Raw genomic sequence first — 21,317 nt, 5'->3', positions numbered from 1 at the left:
GCACGCCGTTCTCCTCACACCTTGTTTTTGATCTTCGACAATCAAAAACCTAGGCGGAAAGAACGGCGTGCGCTGCTATGACACGCTCAACCCACCCACGGACATGTCACAAGAGCCTCATTTGGAGACCCCCGCGTGGCATAACGTGATGATCCCGGGGCCGCCCATAGCCGGCCCCGGGATATGGTCCCAGGTCTTCGTGTCACCGCGAACCGCTCCACCCGGCGGCACCCTGCGTCAGATCGGAATCACGATCCCTGGCTCCACTGGTCTCAGACGAGCCAGCGGTTCTTGCGCACCAGCGGCAGCCGCTCCCAGACCTTGCCGAACCCGACCACACGGCCGGTTCCTGCGAGGGCGAGCACTCCCAGCATCAGCGCTTCTGTCAGGTGGTTGTCCATGAACGGGTTATTGGCCAGCGGAAGGGCGGCCATCCACATGAACACCAGGAGAAGAGCACCGGTGACGGCGGCGATCCGCATCCCGATGCCGAGGATCAGCGCCAGGCCGATGCCCAGCAGGCCGATCATGAACAGCCAGTCCGCCCACGCGTGTCCGGCCATCCCGCTGAAGAACCCGCCGAAGGGGCCTTCGACGTTGCTCAGGTAACCGGTGGTGGGGCTTCCGCCGTTGACCCATGCCCGCTCGGCGGGAGTGGCATACCCGAAGCCGAAGGTCTTGTCGAGGAACGCCCACAGGAAGGTCCAGCCGAGGGCGAAGCGCAGAGCGGCCAGGACGTATCCGAGTGCACCAGGACGACCAGTCGCCTGTTCCACGGCGGGAACGGTGTCCGGTTCGGCCTTCCGGATTCCCGCGATCGGCGCCAGGACCTTCTCGTCCCGCTTCTGGGCGGCGGGCTTCTGAGCGGCCGGCTCCTGGGTAGCAAGCTTGTCGTTGTGTCGTGCCGGGACGACCGGCTTAACGGCGTGTGCCATCATCGTCTCCCTTTCAGGTGTTTGCCGGTGTCTCCGGCCTTCTGGTTCAAGTACACCCCTGGCGCACCCCTCCCGTCCGCGGGCGAACGTCGCTACTCACCGAGTCCAAGGTCCCTTTCCGAACAGGACCGACGGCACGCGGCGCTCCTGTTGCGAACGTCTCGGCATGGGCGTCGCCGGGCGGGACAGCCGAGGATGCGGGTTCGCGCATGCGAATGTCCCGGGGCGTCGCTGATGGACGCCCCGATCCACGGCGGCAGACACCTGTCGCACCGGCGAGCTCAGGCTCCCGGCACCCAGTTCGAGATCCTGCGTCCCCGGATGATCTCCGGGGTGATCCGGATGAAGTGCGGCTTGCTTCCCAGCGCCCACGGCACCAGGTCCACGCTCCGCAATCTGTCGTGTTCAGACCGCCCCACCGCGTGGGCCCGCCCGATCAGGACGACCGACCAGCCGGTCATGGCCGCCTCGTCGTACCGGTCCACCTCGAACGCCACGACCGCCGAACGCGCCGCCGCCGCGAGCTTCGAGCCCACACCGGTACGGATCAGCACATCGTCGCCGTCCAGCACGAAGTTGACCGGCTGGATCGCCGGCAGCGCCCCCTCGGTGAACACGATGCGCCCGATGGGGACGGTGGCCAGCAATGCCATGCATTCATCCCGGCCGAGTACATCGAGGCCGGCTGAGTCCACCCGCACGTCTGTTTCCACAAACACCACTCTCCACCTCCGAGAGGGGCACGAGTCAGGGCCGAAAGTCACCGCTCACCCGGATGAGGTCACAGTCCTGCCCAGGCCGCACGGAAGGGCCGGAAGTCCCGGCCGCCGGGGACCGTCGCCTGCTGCGCGGAGGGGGCCTGAGCACGTAGAAAGGAAATGACAACGACGCCCGCCGCGTCCGTGTGACGGCCGCGGCGTATCCGCGTCTGCCGCCGCAATACCAGGAGGTTGGACACCATGCGACCCATAATCGTCGGCATCGACGGTTCGCAAGACAGCGAGGCTGCGCTGAGATGGGCCGCCGGCGATGCCCGGCGCCGGGGAGCCACTCTCGTCATCCAGTACGCGATTCACACCCCCGTCGCCACGGTGCCGTTCGGCGGCGGGATGATGCTGCCGCCTACCCCTGAGCTCGAGGAGTACGGAACCCAGATCCTGGAGTCCGCCGCCGGCATGGTGAGGGACGAGCTCGAAGCGGACCGGATCCGCACCGAGCTCGTGGTCCAGCCGCCGGTGCTGGCTTTGCTGTCCGCCTCGGAGAAGGCACAGCTGCTGGTGCTGGGCAGCCGCGGCCTCGGCGCCGTAAGCTCGGCGTTCCTCGGATCGGTCAGCACCCGCGTCGCGGCACGGGCAGCGTGCCCCACCGTGATCGTCCGGGCGGGACAGCACCGCCACGACGACGGTCCGGTGGTGGTAGGCGTGGACGGGTCGGACACCGGAGACGCGGCCCTGCGTTTCGCATTCGAGGAGGCGAAGCTCCGCTCTACCGGGCTCGAGATCGTGTTCGCCTATCACCAGCCGGCCACCATGCTGCCCTTCGAGCACGCGGAGCTGGCCGTCGAACCGAGCCGGGAGGACCGGGAACGCGCCGAGCTTCGCCTGCACGAGATCGTCCAGCGCACGCTGGGAGACCCACCCGTGGACATGGTGGTGCGCACGCGTGTCTCGGCCGTCGATCCGGCCGACGCGCTCGTCGCCGCCGATGAGAGCGCGTCGTTGATCGTCGTCGGCTCCCGCGGACGCGGCGCCTTCACCGGGATGCTTCTGGGCTCGGTCAGCCAGCGGGTGCTCCACAACGCGACCACACCGGTGGCGGTGGTCCACAGCGGCACCTCCGTCGGGATACGGTCGTAACCGTGACCCACGAGAGCATCGATCAGGGCAATCAGCCGGGCCGCGTCATCAAGGTCTTCCTCCTTGACGACCACGAGGTGGTTCGTCGCGGCGTCGCCGCCGTCTTGGACGTGGAACCGGACATCACGGTCATCGGCGAGGCAGGCACCGCCGAGCAGGCCATCGCCCGGATCCCGGCCTTGCGCCCGGACGTTGCCATCCTCGATGTCCGGCTACCGGACGGCGACGGCGTCACCGTCTGCCGGGAGGTGCGCTCCCGGCTGCCCGGGCTGCAGTGCCTGATGCTCACCTCCTTCGCCGACGACGACGCCCTGTTCGACGCCGTGATGGCCGGTGCGGCGGGCTACGTCCTCAAACAGATCCACGGCACCGACCTGGTGGGGGCTGTACGGGCTATCGCCCAGGGCAAGTCCTTGCTGGACCCGGAGAGCACAGCCCGGATGCTCCAGCGGCTTCGGGACCGGGAGAACAAGAAGGACCCGCTGGCTGCGCTGTCCGACCAGGAACGCAAGATCCTCGACCTGATCGGCGACGGGCTCACCAACCGCCAGATCGGTGAGCAGATGTTCCTGGCCGAGAAGACGGTCAAGAACTACGTCTCCAACCTGCTGGCCAAGCTCGACATGAGCCGGCGAACCCAGGCCGCCGCATTGTCCGCGCAGCTCAAGGCCGAATCCCGGCGAAACGACCGGGAAGGCTGACAACAGCCGGATCAACGCAGAGGAACCCTCCACCGGAGCAGGGTGCCGCCCTGTTCCCCCGGCCCGACATCGAACGACCCGCCCCGGCGCTCGGCGCGTTCGGCGAGATTGGCCAGCCCACTGCGCCGGCCGTTCTGCACCAGGCCCACGCCATTGTCGGCCACCCGAAGCACCAATTCGTTGTCCATTACAACCACTCCCACGTCCACCCTGGAGGCACGCGAGTGGCGCACGACGTTGGACAGGGACTCCTGGAGCACGGCGGTCACGTCTGCGGCGAGGTCATCGCTGACCGTCGTGTCCAGTAGGCCCTCCATCTCAAGCGCCGGGGCAAAGCCGAGCTGCTCGGACGCTGACTGGACGATGCTCAGCAGCTTGCCGCGCAAAGTCGTGTCGGTCTCGTCACGCACCGGCTGCAGAGCGAAGATGGTGGAGCGGATCTGGCGGATGGTGGCATCCAGGTCGTCGACGGTTCGCTGTACCCGTTCAGCCACGTCCCCGCGGTCGATCAACCGGATCACGGCAGTCAGTGTCATGGCACTGGCGAACAGCCGTTGAACCACGACGTCATGCAGGTCACGGGCGATGCGTTCCCGGTCGTCCACCAAGCCGTGACGCTCGGCCTCCTTGCGGGCATCGGCGAGCTCGAGCACCACAGCCGCCTGGCTGGCGAACGCCTCCAGCATGGTGATGACACTCGGTGAGAATGGCGCGCTGCCGCGTGGCTTGGACAGGATCAAGACGCCACGCGCATATTGCGTGGAGCCGAGCGGAATGAGCACAGCCGGACCGCCGGGCATCCGCGCGAGAAGCGGAGAGGACTCGATGTCCGGACGGTACTCGTTGATCGCCCGGGACTCGCCACTGGCGAGAACGGCCCCGGTGAGAGTCCCGGTACTGGAGAACGCGAACGAGTCCAGCTCCTCGGCGCCCGCACCGTCGACGGCCAGCACGGTCATCAGATCGAGTGAGCCGGTGGGCACGGCCACCGCCGCCGTGTCCGCGCCGGACATCTCGCGCGCTCGGCTGGCGACGAGGTTGAAGGCTTCGTCGAGCTCGGTGCCCGAGAGCAGAGCGCGGGTCAGGTCCGCGGAAGCGTTCAGCCAGGTCTCCCGGTGCCGGGTATCGTCGTAGAGCCGGGCGTTCTCGATGGCGATTCCGGCGGCCGTGGCCAGCGCAGCGACGATGATCTCGTCCTGCTCGTCGAACTCGCGGTCGCCGTTCTTCTCGGTGAGGTAGAGGTTGCCGAAGACGTCGTCGCGCACCCGGATGGGCACGCCGAGGAAGGTGTGCATCGGCGGATGACCGCTGGGGAATCCGTACGACTCGGTGTGCTCCGAGATCTCCGGCAGCCGAAGCGCCTGCGGCTCCTTGATCAGCAGCCCGAGGAGACCGCGCCCATGCGGCCATTCGGCGATCTCGGCGATCTGCGTGTCGCTGAGCCCGACCGGGATGAACTGCGCCAGCTGGCCATCGTCGCCGATCACGCCCAGGGCGCCGTACCTACAGTCCACCAGCTTGGTCGCGGACTCGACGATATTGCGGAGCACCGTCTCCAGGTCGAGAGCACGCCCGATCGACACGACAGCTTCGAGCAGCGCGTGGACACCGTCTCGTGCGGCCACCACCGCCTGAAGGCGGGTTTGCACCTCCGCAAGCAACTCGTCCAGCGGGAGTTTCGGCAGGAACTGCCCGAACTCGTCAGTCATGAAGCCAACCCCTCTGCCACCCCGGACCAGTGTTCCATCGCCGGTGACGGCTTGTCGAGGGGCCAATGCCGTGACCTGGACGATCGTCGCGGCCGCCCACACAGATGGGTAGATCCCGCAGAAAGCGGGTACCACGTCACTCAGGTCGATCGCGAGAGAGGGACGATATGTCGAACAGCATCCGGCACGAGACGATGCGCACCAGTTACGGACGCACCGTGGAGGTCGGGCGGCTGCGGCTACCCGGCGTCCAGACCCCGGTGGACCGGGTGATTCTGGACGTCCCCCGAGACAATCCCGAGTACGACAACCTGTGGCTGAGCCTCAGCCCGCGCGAGGCCAGGGACCTCGCCGAGCGGCTGACCCGGCACGCCACCGAGGCGGAGTCCGCCGGCTAGCTTCGGCCCCTCACCGTCCCGTTCAGGGGCACCGCGGGATCGGCGCGCTCCAGCTGGAGTTCGAGCGGTTCGCGACGTAGAAGTCGCTGACCCACCGGCCGTCGTCGAGACGGTTCCAGACCGACGTGGTCCGGTACGTCTCGCCTCGCTTCTGGCACATCACGTACGCGAGGCCTCCGCGCGGCAGGGCAGGGCCCGACTTCGAGTAGGACATCCCCGGGCCGGTCCGGGCGTTGAGCGCCACACCGGCCGTGACCTGCCCCGGGTACGCGCAGCGCGGCAACGCCGACGAGAAGCCCGTGCTGGACGGCGTCGACACGTAGTAGTCGCTGACCCAGGTGCCGTTGCTGAGCCGGTCCCACACGGCGCTGGTGCCGACTTTCTGGCCATGGCCCTGGCACATCACCCGCAGCGTGGACCCGGGTGCGTGGGTCCGCACGGCGGGATAGGCCGACGACGGTCCCGTGCGCGCGTTCAGGGCCGTGCTGCTGGTCACCTTGTAGGCGCGGGACACCGTCGCGACCGGCGCGTCGAGTGAGTCGCTGTCGATGTTCAGCCGCACCCCGCCCCACGTCTCGTCGTGGTCGCCGCGGTACTGCTTGGCCCGCTGATGGACAGCCCAGTGCGAGTTCGGAGCCGTCGGCCAGCCGGTGAGTGAGGTCTTGCCGTCCCAGCGGGCCATCCAGACGGCATCCGGACGCGCGTACTTGGTGGAGTTGTAGGAGTCGGACAGATCCCGCAGACCGGAGTCCTGATGCACGTAGACGCCGGCGAGATAGCCGGAGGCGTGCAGCGTCTTCGTCCATGCCGAGACATATCGCCGGACCGCGACCCGGCAGCCCGAGTCCGACCGGTCGTAGTGCTCCACGTCGGCGTAGAGCGCGCTGCCCGGGAGCAGGCCCAGCGCCTTCGCCTTGCTGACCGCGTCCTTCGCTTCCGACGTCCCGTAGGACGCGGCGTTCGAGGCGGTGTAACGGAGAGGCTTACTCTCGCCAAACTTGCAAAACGGCTGGCGGCCGAAGTACGTGGGCAACAGCTTCCAGCCCAAGGCGTTGGCGTCGCGCACCCACGACGACGTCAGGTTGGGCTGAGTGCACCCGCGATTGTTGCCACCGAAGTAGATGTTCACCGTCCGGTACGACGACGCCCGCCACGCCCGGAGCGCGTCCAGCGACGGCGCGGTGCACGTGTCGAACCCCAGGCCGGTCACCCTCGTGGACGAGGACCCGGTCGGATAGTCGGCCGGGGTGGCCGGCTCAGCCGTGGCGGAGACCGCCATGCCGAGCAGCAACGTTCCGGCCGCGGTGAGACTTGCGAGCAACCCAGCCATGCGCCTCATGTCGCGCCCCCTCATGCCAAGCCCTGCATCCAGTATGCGCCTGTTTCACCACAATGACGCCGGTCACGGCAGTTCGGTTTACCGGACATCGCGCGCGCAGGGAGCCAGGAAAGCCGGCGTGAGGTGCTGGTCCTCGACGAGGCGGTCGTCGGCGCATCTCGTGACCGTCGTGGGTGCAGGAAGGGTCCTTCGGCCCTAGGGCGCCAGGACGTCGATGTGCTCTCGTTACGTCATGGAGGACAGAGGAAAGGGTGCAGCCGGCGACCGGCCCGGCGGCGGACGGAGCCGCCGCTCGAGAGCACGGCGCCGAGCGGTCATCGTCGGCACCGGTGTCGCGGTCTCCGCGGCCGGTGCCACGGTGGCTCGAGCTCGCTACCGGGACTGGGGTTCCACCCCGGACGAACGCGACTGCCGACTACCCGGTGACGAGCTCATCGCCGACCCGGCCTCGTTCACCACCAGGGCAGTCACCATCAAGGCACCTCCGGCGGAGGTGTGGAAATGGCTGGTGCAGATCGGCCAGGATCGTGGCGGCTGGTACAGCTACGAGTGGCTGGAGAATCTGTTCGGACTCAACATCCACAACGCCCGTGAGCTCCGGCCGGAATGGCAGCAGCTCGCACCTGGTGACCGGGTGTGGGCCGTACCGGCCGGATCCAAGGGCCGCGGTGACGGTTACGCGTTCCTGGTAGCACAGGTGCAGCCAGGACAGGCCCTGGTGCTGAGCCAGTCTCCCCCGGAGCACCCCTGGGACGCGACTTGGGCCTTCGCGCTCGCCGACGACGGACGCGGCGGCTGCCGGCTGCTCGCGCGCGGCCGGGTGGCGCGCCGGCCCGGATTCACGGGCACGCTGGCATGGGTGGGCGGTGAGCTCCTCGACCCGGTCACGATGGTCATGACCCGCAAGATGCTGCTGGGTATCCGAGCCCGCGCGGAGTTCGCCCACGACGTGCGCCGGCGGCGCTCAGCCGGCGCCGCGCCCGATGACGCCACGCCCGCCGGCAGCACGCCCGACGACGCCGCGGCGTGAAAGCCACACGCCGGGGAGAAGGGGAAGGGCATGCAGACAGAAGCCGTTGACCGGCTCCTCAAGGGAGACCGGCCCGTTGAATCGAGGCTGCTATGAGCCTGCAGGTCGGCATCATCGCCCCACCGTGGCTGCCAGTCTCCTCCGCGTCGCCCGGAAGCACGGAATCCATGGTCGACCGGCTGGCGCGAGGGCTGGAGGACGCGGGGTGCCAGGTGGTTCTCTTCGCCACGGGCGACGCGACCTGCCCCGTCGAGCGCCGCTGGTACTTTCCGTCCGCGCTGGGACAGGTCGAGGACGGGCGTGCGGAGATGATCCACGTCGAGCGCGCCTACCGCGAGCTGGCCGGGGTCGACGTCATACACGATCACACGCTCGCCGGGCTGTCCCGGACCGGCATCGGCGATCGCAGCGTCCCCACGGTCGTCACCGCACATCGGGAGCTCACCCGGGATCTGCGCAGGCAGTACACCGAGGCCGCGGTTCATGTCATGATCACGGCCGTCTCGTGGTCCCAGCGTCGCATGGCACCGGAGGTGCCGGTGGCGGCGGTCATTCACCACGGCCTCGTCACGGCGGAGTACCCGGTGGGCGGTGACCACAAGGAGTACGTGCTGTTCATGGGCCGGATGCATCCGCACGACGGCGCGCACCGAGCCATTCTGGCCGCGCGAACGGCCGGAAAGCGGATCATGCTCACGGGCAGGGTCCACGAGCCGGCCGAGCGACGCTACTTCACCACCGCCGTCGCGCCGCTGCTCGGTGAGGATGCCGTGTATCTGGGCGACGTCACCGGAGACACCAGGCTCGCGCTCCTCGCCGGAGCGGAGGCGCTCGTCCGCCCGATCCGGCGGGCGGAGCCGTTCTCGCTGCCGATGGTCGAGTCGCTGGCGTGCGGCACACCGGTCGTGACATTTCCCGACGGCGCCACCCGGGAGATCCTCGACCACGGAGTGACCGGGTTCGTCTGTGCCGACGACGCCGAGATGGCACGCGAGCTCAGTCACGTGGCGGACCTCGACCGAGCACGCTGCCGGACCACCGTGCAGGTCCGCTTCTCCGTCGAACGGATGGTCAGGGCCTACATCGACGTGTACCGGCGAGCCGCCGGCGCCTCGACCGTTTCGGAGCGAGCCCGCCGGCGCAGGAACTCGCGTGTGGTACCGCTGCCCATCATCCCGGGGCGACGGTCTCCCCTACGGCGGCCGATCACCCGTGTTCAGCCGGTGGCCGAAGCGATGGACTGAAAGTCACGAGGAGCTCGAGCTCAGGCGGTCCCGGGTGCTCCAGGACCGGTCCTCTCGGAGAGATCATGCCGGGTGACCTGCTGCATGAGTGCCGTCATGTGATGGGTCGGCTCGACGTCGAGCTCGTCGCGAAGCATCGAGCGGAAACGCTGGTACTCACGCACGGCCGCGGCGGCGTTGCCTTCGGCGAGATGAACCTGGATGACTGAGCGATGCGCACTCTCCCGGAGCGGATCGATCTCGACGGCCTGGAGCGCCGCCTCGAGCGCCTGCGCATGGGCACCACGTTCGACGAGTGCTCCGGACAGCGCCTCCAGGACGTGCAGCCGTGTCTGATGAATCCGCTCGCGCTCGGCGAGAACCCACTCGTCGTACCACCCGGGAAGCAGCTCCCCACCGATCAACGCGGGGGTTGCGACCGACTCCAGCTCCGGCAACCAACCGGCGAGCACTCGATGAGCGTTGGCCTTGAACTCGTGGACGTCGACGGACACGTCCTCCGCCATCTGCACCTCGCCGTCGTCGGCTTGGACGATCCCGGGTATCTGCCGATGGAGGAACGAAAGAGCAGCCCGCAGGCTCGCTTGTGCGCGCCGCTCGTCCACGTCGGACCACAACGCTCCAGCCACGTGCGTCCGGGGTTGACGACCGTGCAGGGCGAGAAACGCGAGCAGTCTCCGGCTTCTGAATGGCACGCGGACGATTTGCCGATCCCCTGCCAGGCGCCAGGAACCGAACAATTTCAACCGCAGGAACGACGCCTCCTGCATTTTCGGTTCGCCCCCCGAACCTAGGTCAAGGTGTACACGTCCTTTAGCACCCCTTGTCACCTACTGCCGGTCAACGATACCCGTTTCTCGGTGGCTGTAACTCGTCGGACGCGGCCGCCCACACGTGAGGATCCTCCCCTCCGAGCCGCCAGAAGAAGACGCCACCAAGCCTGTGTCTCGACGCTATGGCCACTTTGGCTCTCACGCTGACGGCGTCCTCGTACCAGACCTCGTGCCGCCGGCCCGCCGAGTCCTCGTAGGTGAACGACGGCGACCCGTCCGCCGAGCGCCGGACAGGCACGCCGTGCTCCCGTGCCAGCGCCCGCGCCTCCTCGAAGCCGATGGTGCCGCCACGCCCCTCCGACCAGTCGTAACCCAGGAGGACGACGCCGAGGATCACCTTCTCCCTCGGGATCTCCGTCAGCGTCCACTCGATGACCTCGTCGACCCAATCGGCGGGAGCGACCGGTCCGGGCGGGGAGGTCTCCCACGAGTATTCATAGGTCATCACCCGCACTTGGTCCACCGCGGCACCGATGGCCCGGTAGTCCTGAGCCTGGTTGCGTTCGTCGTAACCCTCATCGGACACCTTGGGATGCACGGCGACCGTCAGCACTTTGTCCTCGGCGTGAAGCGCGGCCGCGAGGTCTCCGAGGAACTCCGAGAACCGTTCGCGATCGACCGCTCGCAGGTCCTCGTAATCGATGTCGATGCCGTCGTAGTCCTGGGTGACGGCCAGCTCGACAAGCTCACGGACGTGCCGGCGCACTGCCCGGGGATCGTGCAGCATCGCTTGCACCACCCCGGGGTTCCACTCCCCTTCGAGCAGGTTGGTGATCGTGGGTGTCACGCGGATACCGCGCGCCTGCAGATACCGCACGGTCCGCAGATCGACGGTGGTGTTCTCGGCATCGGCGAGAACGATGCGGCCGGTCGCCTTGAGCGAGTACCAGACCGGGCTCACTTCGTGGAAGAAGTCGAGATGCAGCAGGGCGGTGTCGAAGCCGCGTTCCTGGTCCCAATAGGGCACGTAGCCAATTCGCATAGGAAGCGTCACCTCCGGGCGCTCGCGGCTGCCGGCCGAGGAGCCGTCCCGGTCGGACAAAGCCATGGCGATGAGCAAGCCGACAATGGCCGCTGATACGACGACGGCCACGACGGTGAGCGGCCGTCGCCGCGTCCACCGCCCACTGTGCCGAGCCGCCTCGACATCCACCCGCGTCATCTCCGGCCACCGTCCCGGGACGAGTCCGGTACCTTGGGCGGCGCGGCGACCGGCCTTCTGACTGGGCTGGTCCACTGTCCGTCGGAATGGACCAGCCATGCATGAGGCAACGCCCAGAGGGCCGCAGTGGCATCGGCGAACCGCAGAGCGAGAAACCCGGCGCCATAAAGCAACATGCTGGGCCGCCGTAGCGCGAACGCTGTCAAGCAGGTGACGACGTAGTCGAGCGCCGCCACCGCCAGAAGCACGATCAGCAGGCTCACATGGATCTGAGCGAGTCCGTGCGGCGCATCGGCCGTGCCCATGGCGGCCAGGGCAAAGCCCGCGAGCACGAAGGGGGTCAGGGAAGCGAGTGCCGCAACGAGCAGGACGATGCCCAAGGAAGCGATCAGCACCTCGGCGAGGAACAGCGCAAGGGCGAGCGAGAAGCCGCTGGCCCAGAACCCGTGCCGGCGAACCGTCTGCCAGAACCCGAGCTGCCAGCGGAACACTTGACGGTAATAGTCCCGGAAGTTGTCCGGATCCTGCGTTGTCGCGAAGACGCCCGGCCGGAAGGCGATCTTCCCGAGCCGCTTGTGATGGATCTCGAACGTCATGTTGAAGTCTTCGATGATCAGTCCGGGCGGATTGAGCTCCATCGCTCCCAGCACGCTGGTCCGGTACATGCTGGCGAAGCCGGGCACGATCGCCGTGACGTTGGTCCACCGCCAGGTCTGCCCATACTTCAGCCATTGCATGACCGCGTAGAGCCGGGTCCGGTACGAGATGAGGAACCGGCCGGGCGGCGACAGCTCTCGCGGTCGCCATCCGGCCTTCGCATAGCCGGCGAGCGCGACGACGCCCGCCGTGCCGAGCAGCGGCAGGCCGCGCTCGAGATAATGAGCGTCGATCGTGGTGTCGGCGTCGAGGATGAGCACGGCGGCGAAACGAGCGGGTAAATCGAAATGCTGGACCGCGGCCTCGATGCCGCCCGCCTTGCCCCGGCCCGGAATGAGCTCCAGCACGTTGACACCGATGGCCCGGGCGATATCGGCTGTCCCGTCGGCGCAGCCGTCCGCGATCACGTGGATCTGCGCGGCCGGTACCAGACGGAGCACGGACTCTATCGTGGCGGCGATCACCGGTTCCTCATTGTGGGCGGGAATCAGCACGGCGACGTCGTCCGGTGACAGCGTCTGCGCATTGACCGTGGCCGGGCAGTAGGGGCCGGCGCGGCGCGAGTTCGATCCGTTCCCCAGCTTCTCCGTCCCGAGCCGGAGACCGCCGATGAGCGTCCAGAGCGTCATGTTGACACCGAGCACGATGATCAGCAGCGCGGGCTCCATCGTCCAAGGTCCTATCGCCGCGGCTCGTTCTCGGGTCCGACCTGCTGAGAGCGGCGCCGGCGGTCGAGGATGTCGAGCGTGTTCCGTCCGCACGCGAACAGCATGTCGATCGCGGCCAGGCCGGCAGTGAAGCCACGGCCGATCTGCGGGTATTCGGGGTGCTCGAAACACTGCGCGCGCACACCGATTCCGGCCCGCCGGAATCGCTGCCAATCGACCTCCTGATGACCGGCGCCGAACGTGCTCGTGAGGTGATCGGTGCCACCCACGTTCTCGACCAGCTGCACCAGCCGTTCGGTCTTGTCCCCGCCGTGAGGCACCGAGCCGGCGCGGATCATGAGAACCTCGGCGCCGAGATACGAGCAGATGGCCTCGATCAGGTCCGTGTTCAGATCGACCAGGCGTTCATGCTCGCGCGCGTAGACGTCCTGGAGGACCGGGAAGACCTCGTCGAAGTACGGCGCCGAGCCGTAGGACATGCCGAGTACCTTCAGGTGACGGCGGCGGAACGGCTGGCTGTTGTCGATGCGGACGTCCTTGAGCAGCTGATGTGCTCCGCGAACATGCAGGACGGGCACAGACAGCCACACCGTGCCGGTGTGTGTCTTGACTCGCTGCCGGGCGTGATACTCCGACTTCGTGTACTGCACCGTGTCATAGACCACGTACACATCGCTGCCGAGGATCTTGTCCAGCAACTTGATCCAGGGCAGGAAGTTGGGCTGGTGCACCGATACCGTGACATCGTCCATGCCGCCGGCCCCTGACGCGGCCCTAGAACACGGCGCGGAGCAGGGCGAAGCCCTCCGCAGCTTCGACACTCACCTCGCGTCCGCGCACTCTGGTCGCAAGCTCGAGGCTCTCGGGGCTGCCGTGGTAGATCGGTGGACGCACCTGAGACGCGTGCAGCCGCATCGCCTGGATCTTCAGCTCGAGATATTCGGTGACATCGATGTAGCACGTGGGATGGAACCGCTCATGTCCGAACGACCAGAACAGCGACGTGTTGTCGTAGGCGAGCACCCACGGGACAACGTGCCGCTGGCTGGGAACCCCGGGGCGGGTGGCGGTGACACACGCGTGGAACAGCGCCTCATGGTCCTGGTTGTAGCTCGCCGCCGGAATCATGACCATCGTGGGGCGCAGGCGCTCGATCGACAGCCTGCCCTCGTTCTCCAGCAGACTGACGAGCCGCTTGCGCGGCATCACGTCGAGCGCCAGGTGAGTCTCGGAGTCGTCGAACAGCACGTCCCAGTCATCCACCTTCAGCAGCCGCATCACCGACTCGAACTCGCGCAGCCTCGTCTCGTGGGTCACCAGCTTGGTGGTGCGGCCATCCCCGCCGTCTCCGAAGTGGACGAGATCGCCGGTGGTCGCCAGAACCACGTAGACCTCACCGCCGAGGGACTTGACCCGGGCCATGCTGCCCGCGCAGCCGTAGGTCTCGTCGTCCGCGTGCGGTGTGATGACCAGCAGGCGCTGCTGAGCGAGGAAATCGTCACCGAACACGCTCGCCCTCCAGGTCGCGTGCGGACACGGCATGCCGGCGCGCATAACCGTTGCCCGCGATCTTCGCCCTGACCACCTGGTCCTGAACGACACTGCCGATGATGTCGTCCAAGTCCAGCTTCGGGTCGAACCCGACGAGGTTCCGGGCACGCGAGATGTCCGGAACGCGGCGCCGGATGTCCTCGTAGCCGTCGCCGTATGCCTCGCGGTACGGAACGTACTCGATCACGCTGGGCGAACCGGTCAGTGCGATCACCCGTTCCGCGAGCTGCCGGATCGACACCTCTTCGGGACGCCCGATGTTGAACGCTTCCCCGTAGGCGGCGGGATGATCGATCAGGGCGATCAGCCCGCTCACCGCGTCGTCGACGTGGCAGAAGGAGCGGGTCTGGGTCCCGTTCCCGTGTACCGTCAGCGGCTCACCGCGGATCGCCTGGCCGACGAATCTGGGGATCACCATGCCGTAGCGACCGGTCTGCCGTGGACCAGCGACGTTGAACAGCCGGGCGATCACCGTGGGCGCGACCAGATCGCGCCAGTACAGGTGTGCCAGCGTCTCGTCCAGTGCCTTCGCCTCCGCGTATGACCAGCGCCTGGTCAGCGTCGATCCGAGCAGCCGGTCCTGGTCTTCGCGCAGCACGGGGGCGCAGCCCTTGCCGTAGACCTCGCTGGTCGAAGCGATCAGCGTGCGGATGCCGTGGCGGTGGGCACATTCGAGCACCGTCTCCGTGCCGTGGACATTGGTGCGCAACGCCTCCAAGGGCCGGTCCATGATGAGGTGGACGCCGACGGCGGCGGCGAGGTGGAACACCGTGTCGGCGCGCGCCGTCAGGTCATCCATCAGGGGCGCGTCGAGGACCGAGCCCTGCACGAACTCGAAGCCCGGGTCATCCATCATCCGGGCGATGTTCGCGTAGTCCCCGGTTGACAGGTCATCGACGCAGATCACCTGGTGCTGGTCTGCCAGGAGCCGCGCCGACAGGTGTCCCCCGATGAAGCCGGCTCCTCCAGTAACGAGTGCCTTCATGCTCGGTCTCCCCCCTCCGGAGCGTCCGCCCCGTGAAGGCGTCCAGTAAGCCATGGACCGAGTGATGGAAGCGTGACCGCGGCGTGACCCTCGTGTCACCGCCGAACGGGCCGAGGAAGCAGACGGCCGGCTTCGGTCACCGCCGTGGGGTTAGGACGCCTGACCGGCCGGAACCACGGTCACCGGGCAGGGCATACGGCGGATGACGGACCGCGCGACGGAGCCCAGCACAGCGCCGGTCACCCTGCCATGGCCTCGGCCGCCGATGATCACACGGTCGGCCGACTCGCCGTAGTCCGTGAGCGCGTCGGCGCGGATCGGTCGTCGACGACGTACTCGACCGGGACACCGGGGTATCTCGCACGCCACGCCGCCACGGCTTCCTCGACGACCTTCCGGCCGTCAGCCCGGAGATACTCGGCGCCGTCGCCCACAGGCCAGCCCTGCGGGTGGCCTGCGGATGGCGCACAGACGTGCCGGCGTGCGGCGTCGAACGCAACCTCACCGCGCGCATGGCCCGCGGAAGACGCCAAGGGATCATACAGAGCCTCGGCAGGATAGGCGTGTACCAAGCGAACACCGCATCCGCGGCGCACCGCCTCGCGGGCGGCCCACTCGGCGGCCAGCATCGCCGACGCCGACGAACTCACGCCGACCCCGATCGGCTGGTTTACCAGCGACCGGCGAGACCTCGTCGTCTCCCGTACCCGAGCCTCGATATCCATACTTCCAATACATCACCGCCGGTGCGCCGGCGATAGGGACCGTCGGCCCCTCTCGGAAAGTCCAACGGCCCGCCCGGAGTGGACCGCCGATCGCCCGCCGCGGGCGGCTCCGGCAGCCGGCAGGACCGCGGGCACCACGCTGCTACGGCAGCCTAGGCGGTCCAGAGTGTGCGACCGGACCATACCTGTGGCGAGTTCGGTGTCGTCCCCACAGAGGAATCCAGTCCTGCCGTGGTCGATGAACTCGGCGGCCGCGCTGGACGCCGACGCCACCACCGGCGTCCCGCAGGCCAGCGCCTCCACCATGCTGACCACCGCCGGTTCCCAGCACGCCGGGCTGACGACGGCCTCGGCTCGCCCGAGAAGTTGGGACCGGCGCGCCCCCTCCACATCGCCGACGAACACGGCATCAGGGCCGAGGAGAGGCTCGATCGCCCTGGTGAAGTACCGGCGTTCGCTGAGTTCCCACACATCGGCGAGGATGACGATCCGCTTCCTGGCCACCCGCGCGGCACGAACCGCCCGGTCGATGCCTCCGTCCGGATGCATCCAACCCGGGCAGACCACATACCCGCCGTCGCCGTCGCCCAGCGGAAAGTACGCGTGTGCGTCGCCGTGGTCGAGCGCCAGCGCCACCATCGCCTCGACCGGTGTCCGGGCTCGACCGGACGAATGCGCAGCCATAGTGACTGATTGTTCCGGCACGGTGTAAAGGGCCGGGTCGTCCGGTGCAAACGCGATGTGAACTGTGTCGGGTTGACGCGTGTCCGCGACGGACTGGGCCACGGCCTTGGTGTTGCCGAACATCGACTCGAACACCACGAGCGCGTCCATCGCCAACCATCTCCCTCATTGCCGGGCAGGCGGTCGCCTGCCTCCCTCACCTCGAGCGTGCCTCCCGAGTGCCACCGAGGAGCAGTGCCGAAGGTCCCGCGCCGCACGGCAGAACGTCACCGGCAACAGCACGCCGAGCCGTGGGTAGCCACCCACGAGAGATTGGGGCAACGACCGCCCCTACCACCGGCGGACGGCGGCTTCAGGCACTGCCGTCTGATCGGCGCAGGTCCTATGTCGGTGCCCCTTTGCAATGCGCACAGATACGCATCGCCTAGACAGCGCTGGCGGTGCGTATCTGTGCGCATTGCAAAGGGGGGTGAACTCACCGGGCCAACGGCAAGGGGCACAGCGGTGCATGGCTAGGGACGGGTGACAACCCCGTCGGTGAGCCAGTAGGCGGTGATCAGCTCCGGGACGATGCGGATGAGGTAGTCGTCCGGCTGGCAGATCCACGGATGCAGAGCGTGGGTGTAACGACGGGTGTCCTCGTCGACGGAGAGCGGCCGGGCCATACCCGTCACCACCACGCTCCACCCCACGCCCTTGTCCGGGTCGATGTGATCAGCCTGATAGGCCACCACGATCCCCGCGGCGTCCTGGCCGGGGGCGCTGATTGCGGCGCCCAGATGGCTGCGGATGATCAGGCAATCGTCGTCGACGATGTGATTCACCGGCCTGATCGCGGGGAGCGCCTGCGCGGTGAACACGATCCGGCCGAATGGAACCTTGCCGAGCAGCCGGAGCGCCTCCTCCCGGCCTATCGGCACCAGATGGCGATCAGCGGTCATGTCGTCCTTCCCAGGGCGGGTCACAACGCAGACCCCGCCCGTGCGCGCGTGGCCGGGTGAGTCCGAACTGCCCTGTCGCCATTTCCTCAAGCTTCTCCCGGGGATGGGGCCAGAACTAGGGCCGAAGGACCCTTGATTCCCTTCGGTGCAGGTCACTACCGCACATCGGCTGAGCGGGGCAGCCAGCGCAATCGATGGTCGGAGGTGAAGAGCCGGCGAGCCAGCCCGAGGGCCATGACCACAGCGGTGGTGGCCACCGATCCCAGGATGAGGAACATGACCACGGCTTGAACGAGTACCGCCTGGGTCGGCGGTACTCCGGCCAGGATCAACCCGGTCATAGCTCCCGGGAGAAAGACCAGGCCGGTCGCCTTCGTCGTCTCAATCTGCGGTGACACCGCCGAGCGCAGAGCCGCCCGGACGTAGGGCGTGGAGGCCTGCTGCGACGGCTGGCCCAGCGCCAGCCTGGCCTCCACCTCGTCGCGTTTGTCTCGCAGTTCCTCGACCAGCCTGCGAGCGACGAGCACCGTGGCGGTCATCGAGTTGCCCACCAGCATTCCCGCGACGGGCACCAGTGTTCGCCCTTCGAGCGGGAGAACCCCGAACCCGAACAGCACACCCAAGCTGATCACCGCCGCGATCGCGAACGCACCCACCGCCAATGCCATCACGCCCGGCACCTCGGGAGCCCGGCGCCTGGCGACGTCACCGGCATAGGCGACCATCGCGGACACCCACAGCCACGACCACACCAGTGGCCTGCCCGGTTCGATGACAAGGGCGAGCGCGGCACCGACCAGGAGCAGCTGCACAAGAGCCCGCGCCGCCGCCCAGAGGATCTGCCGCTCGAGGCCGAGACGCTGCCACAGAGAGATCACCGCCGCGACCCCGACCAGCGCCAGCGAGGTGGCCAGTCCCGCGTAGCTCACATCCCCGTTCATCGTCGCTCGTCTCCCGCCCGGGTCGTCGAGTCTGCATCTGTACCGGCCGTCTCGGTACCGGCCGTCTCGGCGCCGGTCTCCGTACCGGCGAACCGGCCGCCGTCGATGCGCAGGATCTCCGCCGCCACCCGAAGCAGCTGTGCGTGGTCGTGGCTGACCCAGATCACCTCCATGCCCTCGTCGACGAGGTCGCCGACGGCGCGCTCGAACACTTCTACCGCGTCCGCGTCAAGGGCCGACGTCGGCTCGTCCAGAAGCAGCACGTCGGGCTCAGTCACCAATGTGCGGGCCATACAGACCCGCTGGGCCTCTCCCCCGGACAGCGCGGTGGCGTCCCGGCCGAGCCAGTCGCCTTCCAGCGAGGCACGCCGCAGCGCACGGTGGAGATCGTCGCTACCGGCGGCCGGCGAGGCCGTCAGCAGGTTGTCACGGACAGTGCCCGGAAACGGCGTGGGCTTCTGGAAGACCATGCCCACCCGGCGCCGGAGCGCCAGCGGATCGAGCTCTGCGATGTCATCACCGCGGAACAGGATGCGCCCTGTGGTGGGCACCTCCATCCGGTTGCACAGGCGCAGCAGGGTGCTCTTACCGGATCCGGAGGGCCCGGCCAGCCCGGTGATGCCTATTCCGCGCCTGATCCGGGCGGTGAACCCGTCGAGAGCCTTGATGCCCTGCCGTTCCACCATCACGTCGTCGAACGTGAAGAGGATCTGGTTGTTGTTCACGCGCCCACTCAACCAGATACAGCAGCGGCTGAGGCTTTTGGCCGCGTCAGCGTCCTACGGGACAGATGCGAAGCCGTCCACAGGCCTTCATTTGCCAGGGCCTGCTGATCGTCGCCTTCCCCGTTTCACGCGGCTGATGCATGTAGGCGGTGTGCGAGTCCGCCCTGCCCGGTGCCTGCTCCGCTCTATTGCAGAAGATCGGCAGGACAATCAGAGCGTCACCTGGACCGGTAGACGAGTCCGAGCTCGCCGCCTCGCGTGGTCATAGTCAGGACGTCGCCCTCGACGGTTGCCTGGAAACCACCGCCGATGACCGTATCCACGTGCTCGTCCTGCGCACGCAGGTCTTTGTCCGTGCAGTGGTCCTCGGCGGCGTACTCGCTCAGTCTGATCTGACCGTCGTCCTCCACGTACCGACCGGTCACGTCCCGGCATCCCGTGGACGCCGCAAAGGTGCCGTCGGAATCCAGGCGGAGAGTCGCGGTCTCTCCCACGGTGCTGGAAGCAGTCTCGCCATCCAGCAGACTCTCGAGCGCCCAGTCGGTGTCCACGATGTCCGCCGTGGGAACCGGCGGCACCAGCGCGAAGCGCAGCTCGGTGGACGGCCCTGACAGGGTCAACGAATCTCCGCTGCGGTTGACCGCATCGATGTCGCCCAGCACGCCCACCATGCACCGCATGTTCCACCCTCCCACCACGTCGGCAATGTCAAGGGTGGGACGGCGGGGAACGTCAGTCGGTTGCGATCCGATGACTCATACCGCGGGATCCCAGTCCAGCACTTGTGGAGGATAACGCCGCACTAGTTCGTGTCCGACTCCGCGGCACGTGCGGCGACTTCATCCATATCAACCGCTCTGACCTGCGAGATCAGGTCTTCGAGCGCATCCTCCGGGAGTGCGCCCGGCTGTGCGTAGAGGACGACTTTGTCGCGGATGGCCATCAGCGTGGGGATCGAACTGATCCGAAAGGCGCCCGCCAGCTCCTGCTCCGCCTCGGTGTCCACCTTGCCGAACACGATGTCGTCGTGGCGCTCGGAGGCCCGCTCGAAGATGGGCCCGAACATCCGGCACGGTCCACACCATTCGGCCCAGAAATCGACGAGCACGATACCGTCGGCACCGGCCACCTCGTCGAAGTTCTCCTTGGTCAGTTCAACGGTTGCCATCGATAGTCCCTTCGCGTTCATACTCCCTGGGGCATTCAACCCATCCTTCGGGGGTGACATTCCCATGCCCTCCGGGCAGACCCGACCCATTTACCCCGGCTCCAGCCCCGCACTCCCCGTGCACCAGAACGCGCTTCACCAAGCCGAACTGCTCGTGCGGCCTGTGGCCGGTGTCCTGTCCACTTCATGGAACTTGCGCCTGACTGGTGCCGCTATGTCAAGAGCGCCCTTGCCAGATTCGGTCATCATGCGTTCGTGGCGGCATCGTTACGATTCGCCTTGTTGACGCCCAAGACCTTGTCGGTACCGTCGGATAGACTCGAACACATGTTTGAAAATGACGGTCACAGCAGCGATGAGAGCGGGGTGCACCCGGTAGTGGGCGTGCTCGACGCTGCCGACACTGTCTACGCACACGGCCAGGACGTGGACATGGCCACACTGAGCGACGGCGATCTCCCCGACGCGCTGGCACGCGCACACGCCCTAGCAGCCAAACAGGCCGAACTGTTCCTGCGGCTACTCGCCGAGGCCGACACCCGCAACCTCGGCAGCCGGCTCGGCGCGTCGTCCACCACCGCCTGGATCCGCGACACCTTACGCATCCGCCCCGGCACCGCCAAAGCCCAAGTCGACCTTGCCCACCGGCTCACGCCCCCGGTCCCGGTCGAGGACTACACCGCCAACCCCGCCGCAGGACCCCGCGCCACCCGCTCGATGCCCGCCACCCACGCCGCACTCACCGCCGGTGAGGTATCTACCGACCACGCCCAGGTGATCTCGAAGACGATGCGTCAGCTACCGCCCGACCTCGGAGACGATGACGCCGCGCGGGCCGAGGAAGATCTGGCCGCGTTCGCTCGTGAGCATGACCCAGCCACGTTGCAGAAGCTGGCCGATCACCTGCTGCATGTCCTGTCTTGCGAGAGCTTGGAAGACCGGGAGGAGCGCGCGCAGTGCAAGCGGCGGCTACGGTTCGCCGACCTCGGCGACGGCACGGTGCGGGTCTCCGGCTTGTTGGGCGCAGAAGATGCGGCGATCGTGCGCACCGCGCTGGACCCGCTG

General features: G+C 67.6%; 24 protein-coding genes. 6 read left to right on the top strand and 18 right to left on the bottom strand.

All coding sequences use genetic code 11. The annotated features are described in order from the left end of the window. Positions 1–272 precede the first annotated feature (272 nt). Both G1H11_RS24875 and G1H11_RS24870 read right to left on the bottom strand, forming a co-directional pair. Complete coding sequence (locus G1H11_RS24875) at positions 273–935, bottom strand: DoxX family membrane protein (protein ID WP_163821398.1); 663 nt, start codon at positions 933–935, stop codon at positions 273–275. Between the two features lie 281 nt (positions 936–1,216). Further along, on the bottom strand, positions 1,217–1,654 hold the full coding sequence (locus G1H11_RS24870) for a pyridoxamine 5'-phosphate oxidase family protein (RefSeq protein WP_216844129.1): 438 nt from the start codon (positions 1,652–1,654) through the stop codon (positions 1,217–1,219). Between the two features lie 240 nt (positions 1,655–1,894). Here G1H11_RS24870 and G1H11_RS24865 point away from each other — a divergent pair, with 240 nt between their 5' ends. Continuing rightward, positions 1,895–2,791, top strand: a complete 897-nt coding sequence (locus G1H11_RS24865; RefSeq protein ID WP_163821396.1) for a universal stress protein — start codon at positions 1,895–1,897, stop codon at positions 2,789–2,791. 2 nt (positions 2,792–2,793) lie between these two features. Continuing rightward, positions 2,794–3,492 (top strand): response regulator transcription factor, encoded by a 699-nt coding sequence (locus G1H11_RS27340; protein ID WP_343074921.1) that lies wholly within the window; start codon positions 2,794–2,796, stop codon positions 3,490–3,492. 11 nt (positions 3,493–3,503) lie between these two features. Here the strand turns inward: G1H11_RS27340 and G1H11_RS24855 are convergent, their stop codons facing one another. After that, positions 3,504–5,201 carry a sensor histidine kinase gene (locus tag G1H11_RS24855; RefSeq protein WP_163821394.1) on the bottom strand — a complete coding sequence of 566 codons (1,698 nt, stop codon included), beginning with the start codon at positions 5,199–5,201 and terminating at the stop codon, positions 3,504–3,506. A gap of 167 nt (positions 5,202–5,368) precedes the next feature. Here G1H11_RS24855 and G1H11_RS24850 point away from each other — a divergent pair, with 167 nt between their 5' ends. Then, positions 5,369–5,599, top strand: coding sequence for a hypothetical protein (locus G1H11_RS24850; RefSeq protein WP_163821393.1), 231 nt, complete (start codon positions 5,369–5,371; stop codon positions 5,597–5,599). Positions 5,600–5,621: 22 nt separating this feature from the next. On the opposite strand, the gene G1H11_RS24845 is transcribed toward G1H11_RS24850, so the two are convergent. Continuing rightward, positions 5,622–6,938: a glycoside hydrolase domain-containing protein gene (locus G1H11_RS24845; protein WP_174257967.1), complete on the bottom strand. Its 1,317-nt coding sequence runs from the start codon at positions 6,936–6,938 to the stop codon at positions 5,622–5,624. Positions 6,939–7,170: 232 nt separating this feature from the next. Here G1H11_RS24845 and G1H11_RS24840 point away from each other — a divergent pair, with 232 nt between their 5' ends. Continuing rightward, on the top strand, positions 7,171–7,968 hold the full coding sequence (locus G1H11_RS24840; protein ID WP_216844128.1) for an SRPBCC family protein: 798 nt from the start codon (positions 7,171–7,173) through the stop codon (positions 7,966–7,968). 92 nt (positions 7,969–8,060) lie between these two features. Continuing rightward, positions 8,061–9,212: a glycosyltransferase gene (locus G1H11_RS24835; protein ID WP_163821390.1), complete on the top strand. Its 1,152-nt coding sequence runs from the start codon at positions 8,061–8,063 to the stop codon at positions 9,210–9,212. 20 nt (positions 9,213–9,232) lie between these two features. On the opposite strand, the gene G1H11_RS24830 is transcribed toward G1H11_RS24835, so the two are convergent. The 14 genes from G1H11_RS24830 to trxA all read right to left on the bottom strand — a co-directional run bounded on the left by G1H11_RS24830 (position 9,233) and on the right by trxA (position 20,252). After that, positions 9,233–9,907 (bottom strand): BTAD domain-containing putative transcriptional regulator, encoded by a 675-nt coding sequence (locus tag G1H11_RS24830; RefSeq protein ID WP_163821388.1) that lies wholly within the window; start codon positions 9,905–9,907, stop codon positions 9,233–9,235. A 145-nt stretch (positions 9,908–10,052) separates the two neighbouring features. After that, a complete protein-coding gene (locus G1H11_RS24825) occupies positions 10,053–11,207 on the bottom strand; it encodes a glycosyl hydrolase family 18 protein (protein ID WP_163821386.1) in 1,155 nt (384 codons plus the stop codon). Further along, entirely contained in the window at positions 11,204–12,532 is a 1,329-nt protein-coding gene (locus G1H11_RS24820; protein WP_163821384.1) for a glycosyltransferase family 2 protein, read from the bottom strand. Before G1H11_RS24820 ends, G1H11_RS24825 begins: the two co-directional genes overlap by 4 nt. A gap of 11 nt (positions 12,533–12,543) precedes the next feature. Continuing rightward, positions 12,544–13,284 (bottom strand): WbqC family protein, encoded by a 741-nt coding sequence (locus tag G1H11_RS24815; RefSeq protein WP_163821382.1) that lies wholly within the window; start codon positions 13,282–13,284, stop codon positions 12,544–12,546. A gap of 22 nt (positions 13,285–13,306) precedes the next feature. Further along, the gene (locus G1H11_RS24810; protein WP_163821380.1) at positions 13,307–14,041 is read right to left on the bottom strand and encodes a PIG-L family deacetylase; all 735 of its coding nucleotides are present in this window, start codon (positions 14,039–14,041) and stop codon (positions 13,307–13,309) included. Further along, complete coding sequence (locus G1H11_RS24805; RefSeq protein WP_163821379.1) at positions 14,031–15,068, bottom strand: NAD-dependent epimerase/dehydratase family protein; 1,038 nt, start codon at positions 15,066–15,068, stop codon at positions 14,031–14,033. The genes G1H11_RS24810 and G1H11_RS24805 overlap by 11 nt, the downstream gene beginning before the upstream one ends. Before the next feature lie 150 nt (positions 15,069–15,218). Next, entirely contained in the window at positions 15,219–15,437 is a 219-nt protein-coding gene (locus G1H11_RS27550; RefSeq protein WP_163821377.1) for a universal stress protein, read from the bottom strand. After that, positions 15,338–15,793, bottom strand: coding sequence for a universal stress protein (locus G1H11_RS24795; RefSeq protein ID WP_163821375.1), 456 nt, complete (start codon positions 15,791–15,793; stop codon positions 15,338–15,340). Before G1H11_RS24795 ends, G1H11_RS27550 begins: the two co-directional genes overlap by 100 nt. A gap of 12 nt (positions 15,794–15,805) precedes the next feature. Further along, a complete protein-coding gene (locus tag G1H11_RS24790) occupies positions 15,806–16,627 on the bottom strand; it encodes a glycosyltransferase (RefSeq protein ID WP_163821373.1) in 822 nt (273 codons plus the stop codon). Between the two features lie 362 nt (positions 16,628–16,989). Continuing rightward, positions 16,990–17,418 (bottom strand): pyridoxamine 5'-phosphate oxidase family protein, encoded by a 429-nt coding sequence (locus tag G1H11_RS24785; RefSeq protein ID WP_163821371.1) that lies wholly within the window; start codon positions 17,416–17,418, stop codon positions 16,990–16,992. A 155-nt stretch (positions 17,419–17,573) separates the two neighbouring features. Beyond that, positions 17,574–18,359, bottom strand: coding sequence for an ABC transporter permease (locus G1H11_RS24780; protein ID WP_163821369.1), 786 nt, complete (start codon positions 18,357–18,359; stop codon positions 17,574–17,576). Next, complete coding sequence (locus tag G1H11_RS24775; protein WP_163821400.1) at positions 18,356–19,045, bottom strand: ABC transporter ATP-binding protein; 690 nt, start codon at positions 19,043–19,045, stop codon at positions 18,356–18,358. Before G1H11_RS24775 ends, G1H11_RS24780 begins: the two co-directional genes overlap by 4 nt. Positions 19,046–19,302: 257 nt before the next feature. Then, on the bottom strand, positions 19,303–19,755 hold the full coding sequence (locus G1H11_RS24770; RefSeq protein WP_163821367.1) for an META domain-containing protein: 453 nt from the start codon (positions 19,753–19,755) through the stop codon (positions 19,303–19,305). A gap of 131 nt (positions 19,756–19,886) precedes the next feature. After that, a complete protein-coding gene (gene trxA / locus G1H11_RS24765; protein WP_163821365.1) occupies positions 19,887–20,252 on the bottom strand; it encodes a thioredoxin in 366 nt (121 codons plus the stop codon). A 327-nt stretch (positions 20,253–20,579) separates the two neighbouring features. Between trxA and G1H11_RS24760 the strand changes: the two genes are divergently transcribed. Then, positions 20,580–21,317 (top strand): DUF222 domain-containing protein (locus tag G1H11_RS24760; protein WP_163821364.1); only part of this gene is annotated, 738 nt, incomplete at its 3' end.

It is taken from the genome of Phytoactinopolyspora alkaliphila (genome assembly GCF_010550695.1).
In the GTDB taxonomy this organism is placed as follows: Bacteria; Actinomycetota; Actinomycetes; order Jiangellales; family Jiangellaceae; genus Phytoactinopolyspora; species Phytoactinopolyspora alkaliphila.
This window is presented reverse-complemented; position numbering and strand designations above follow the sequence as displayed.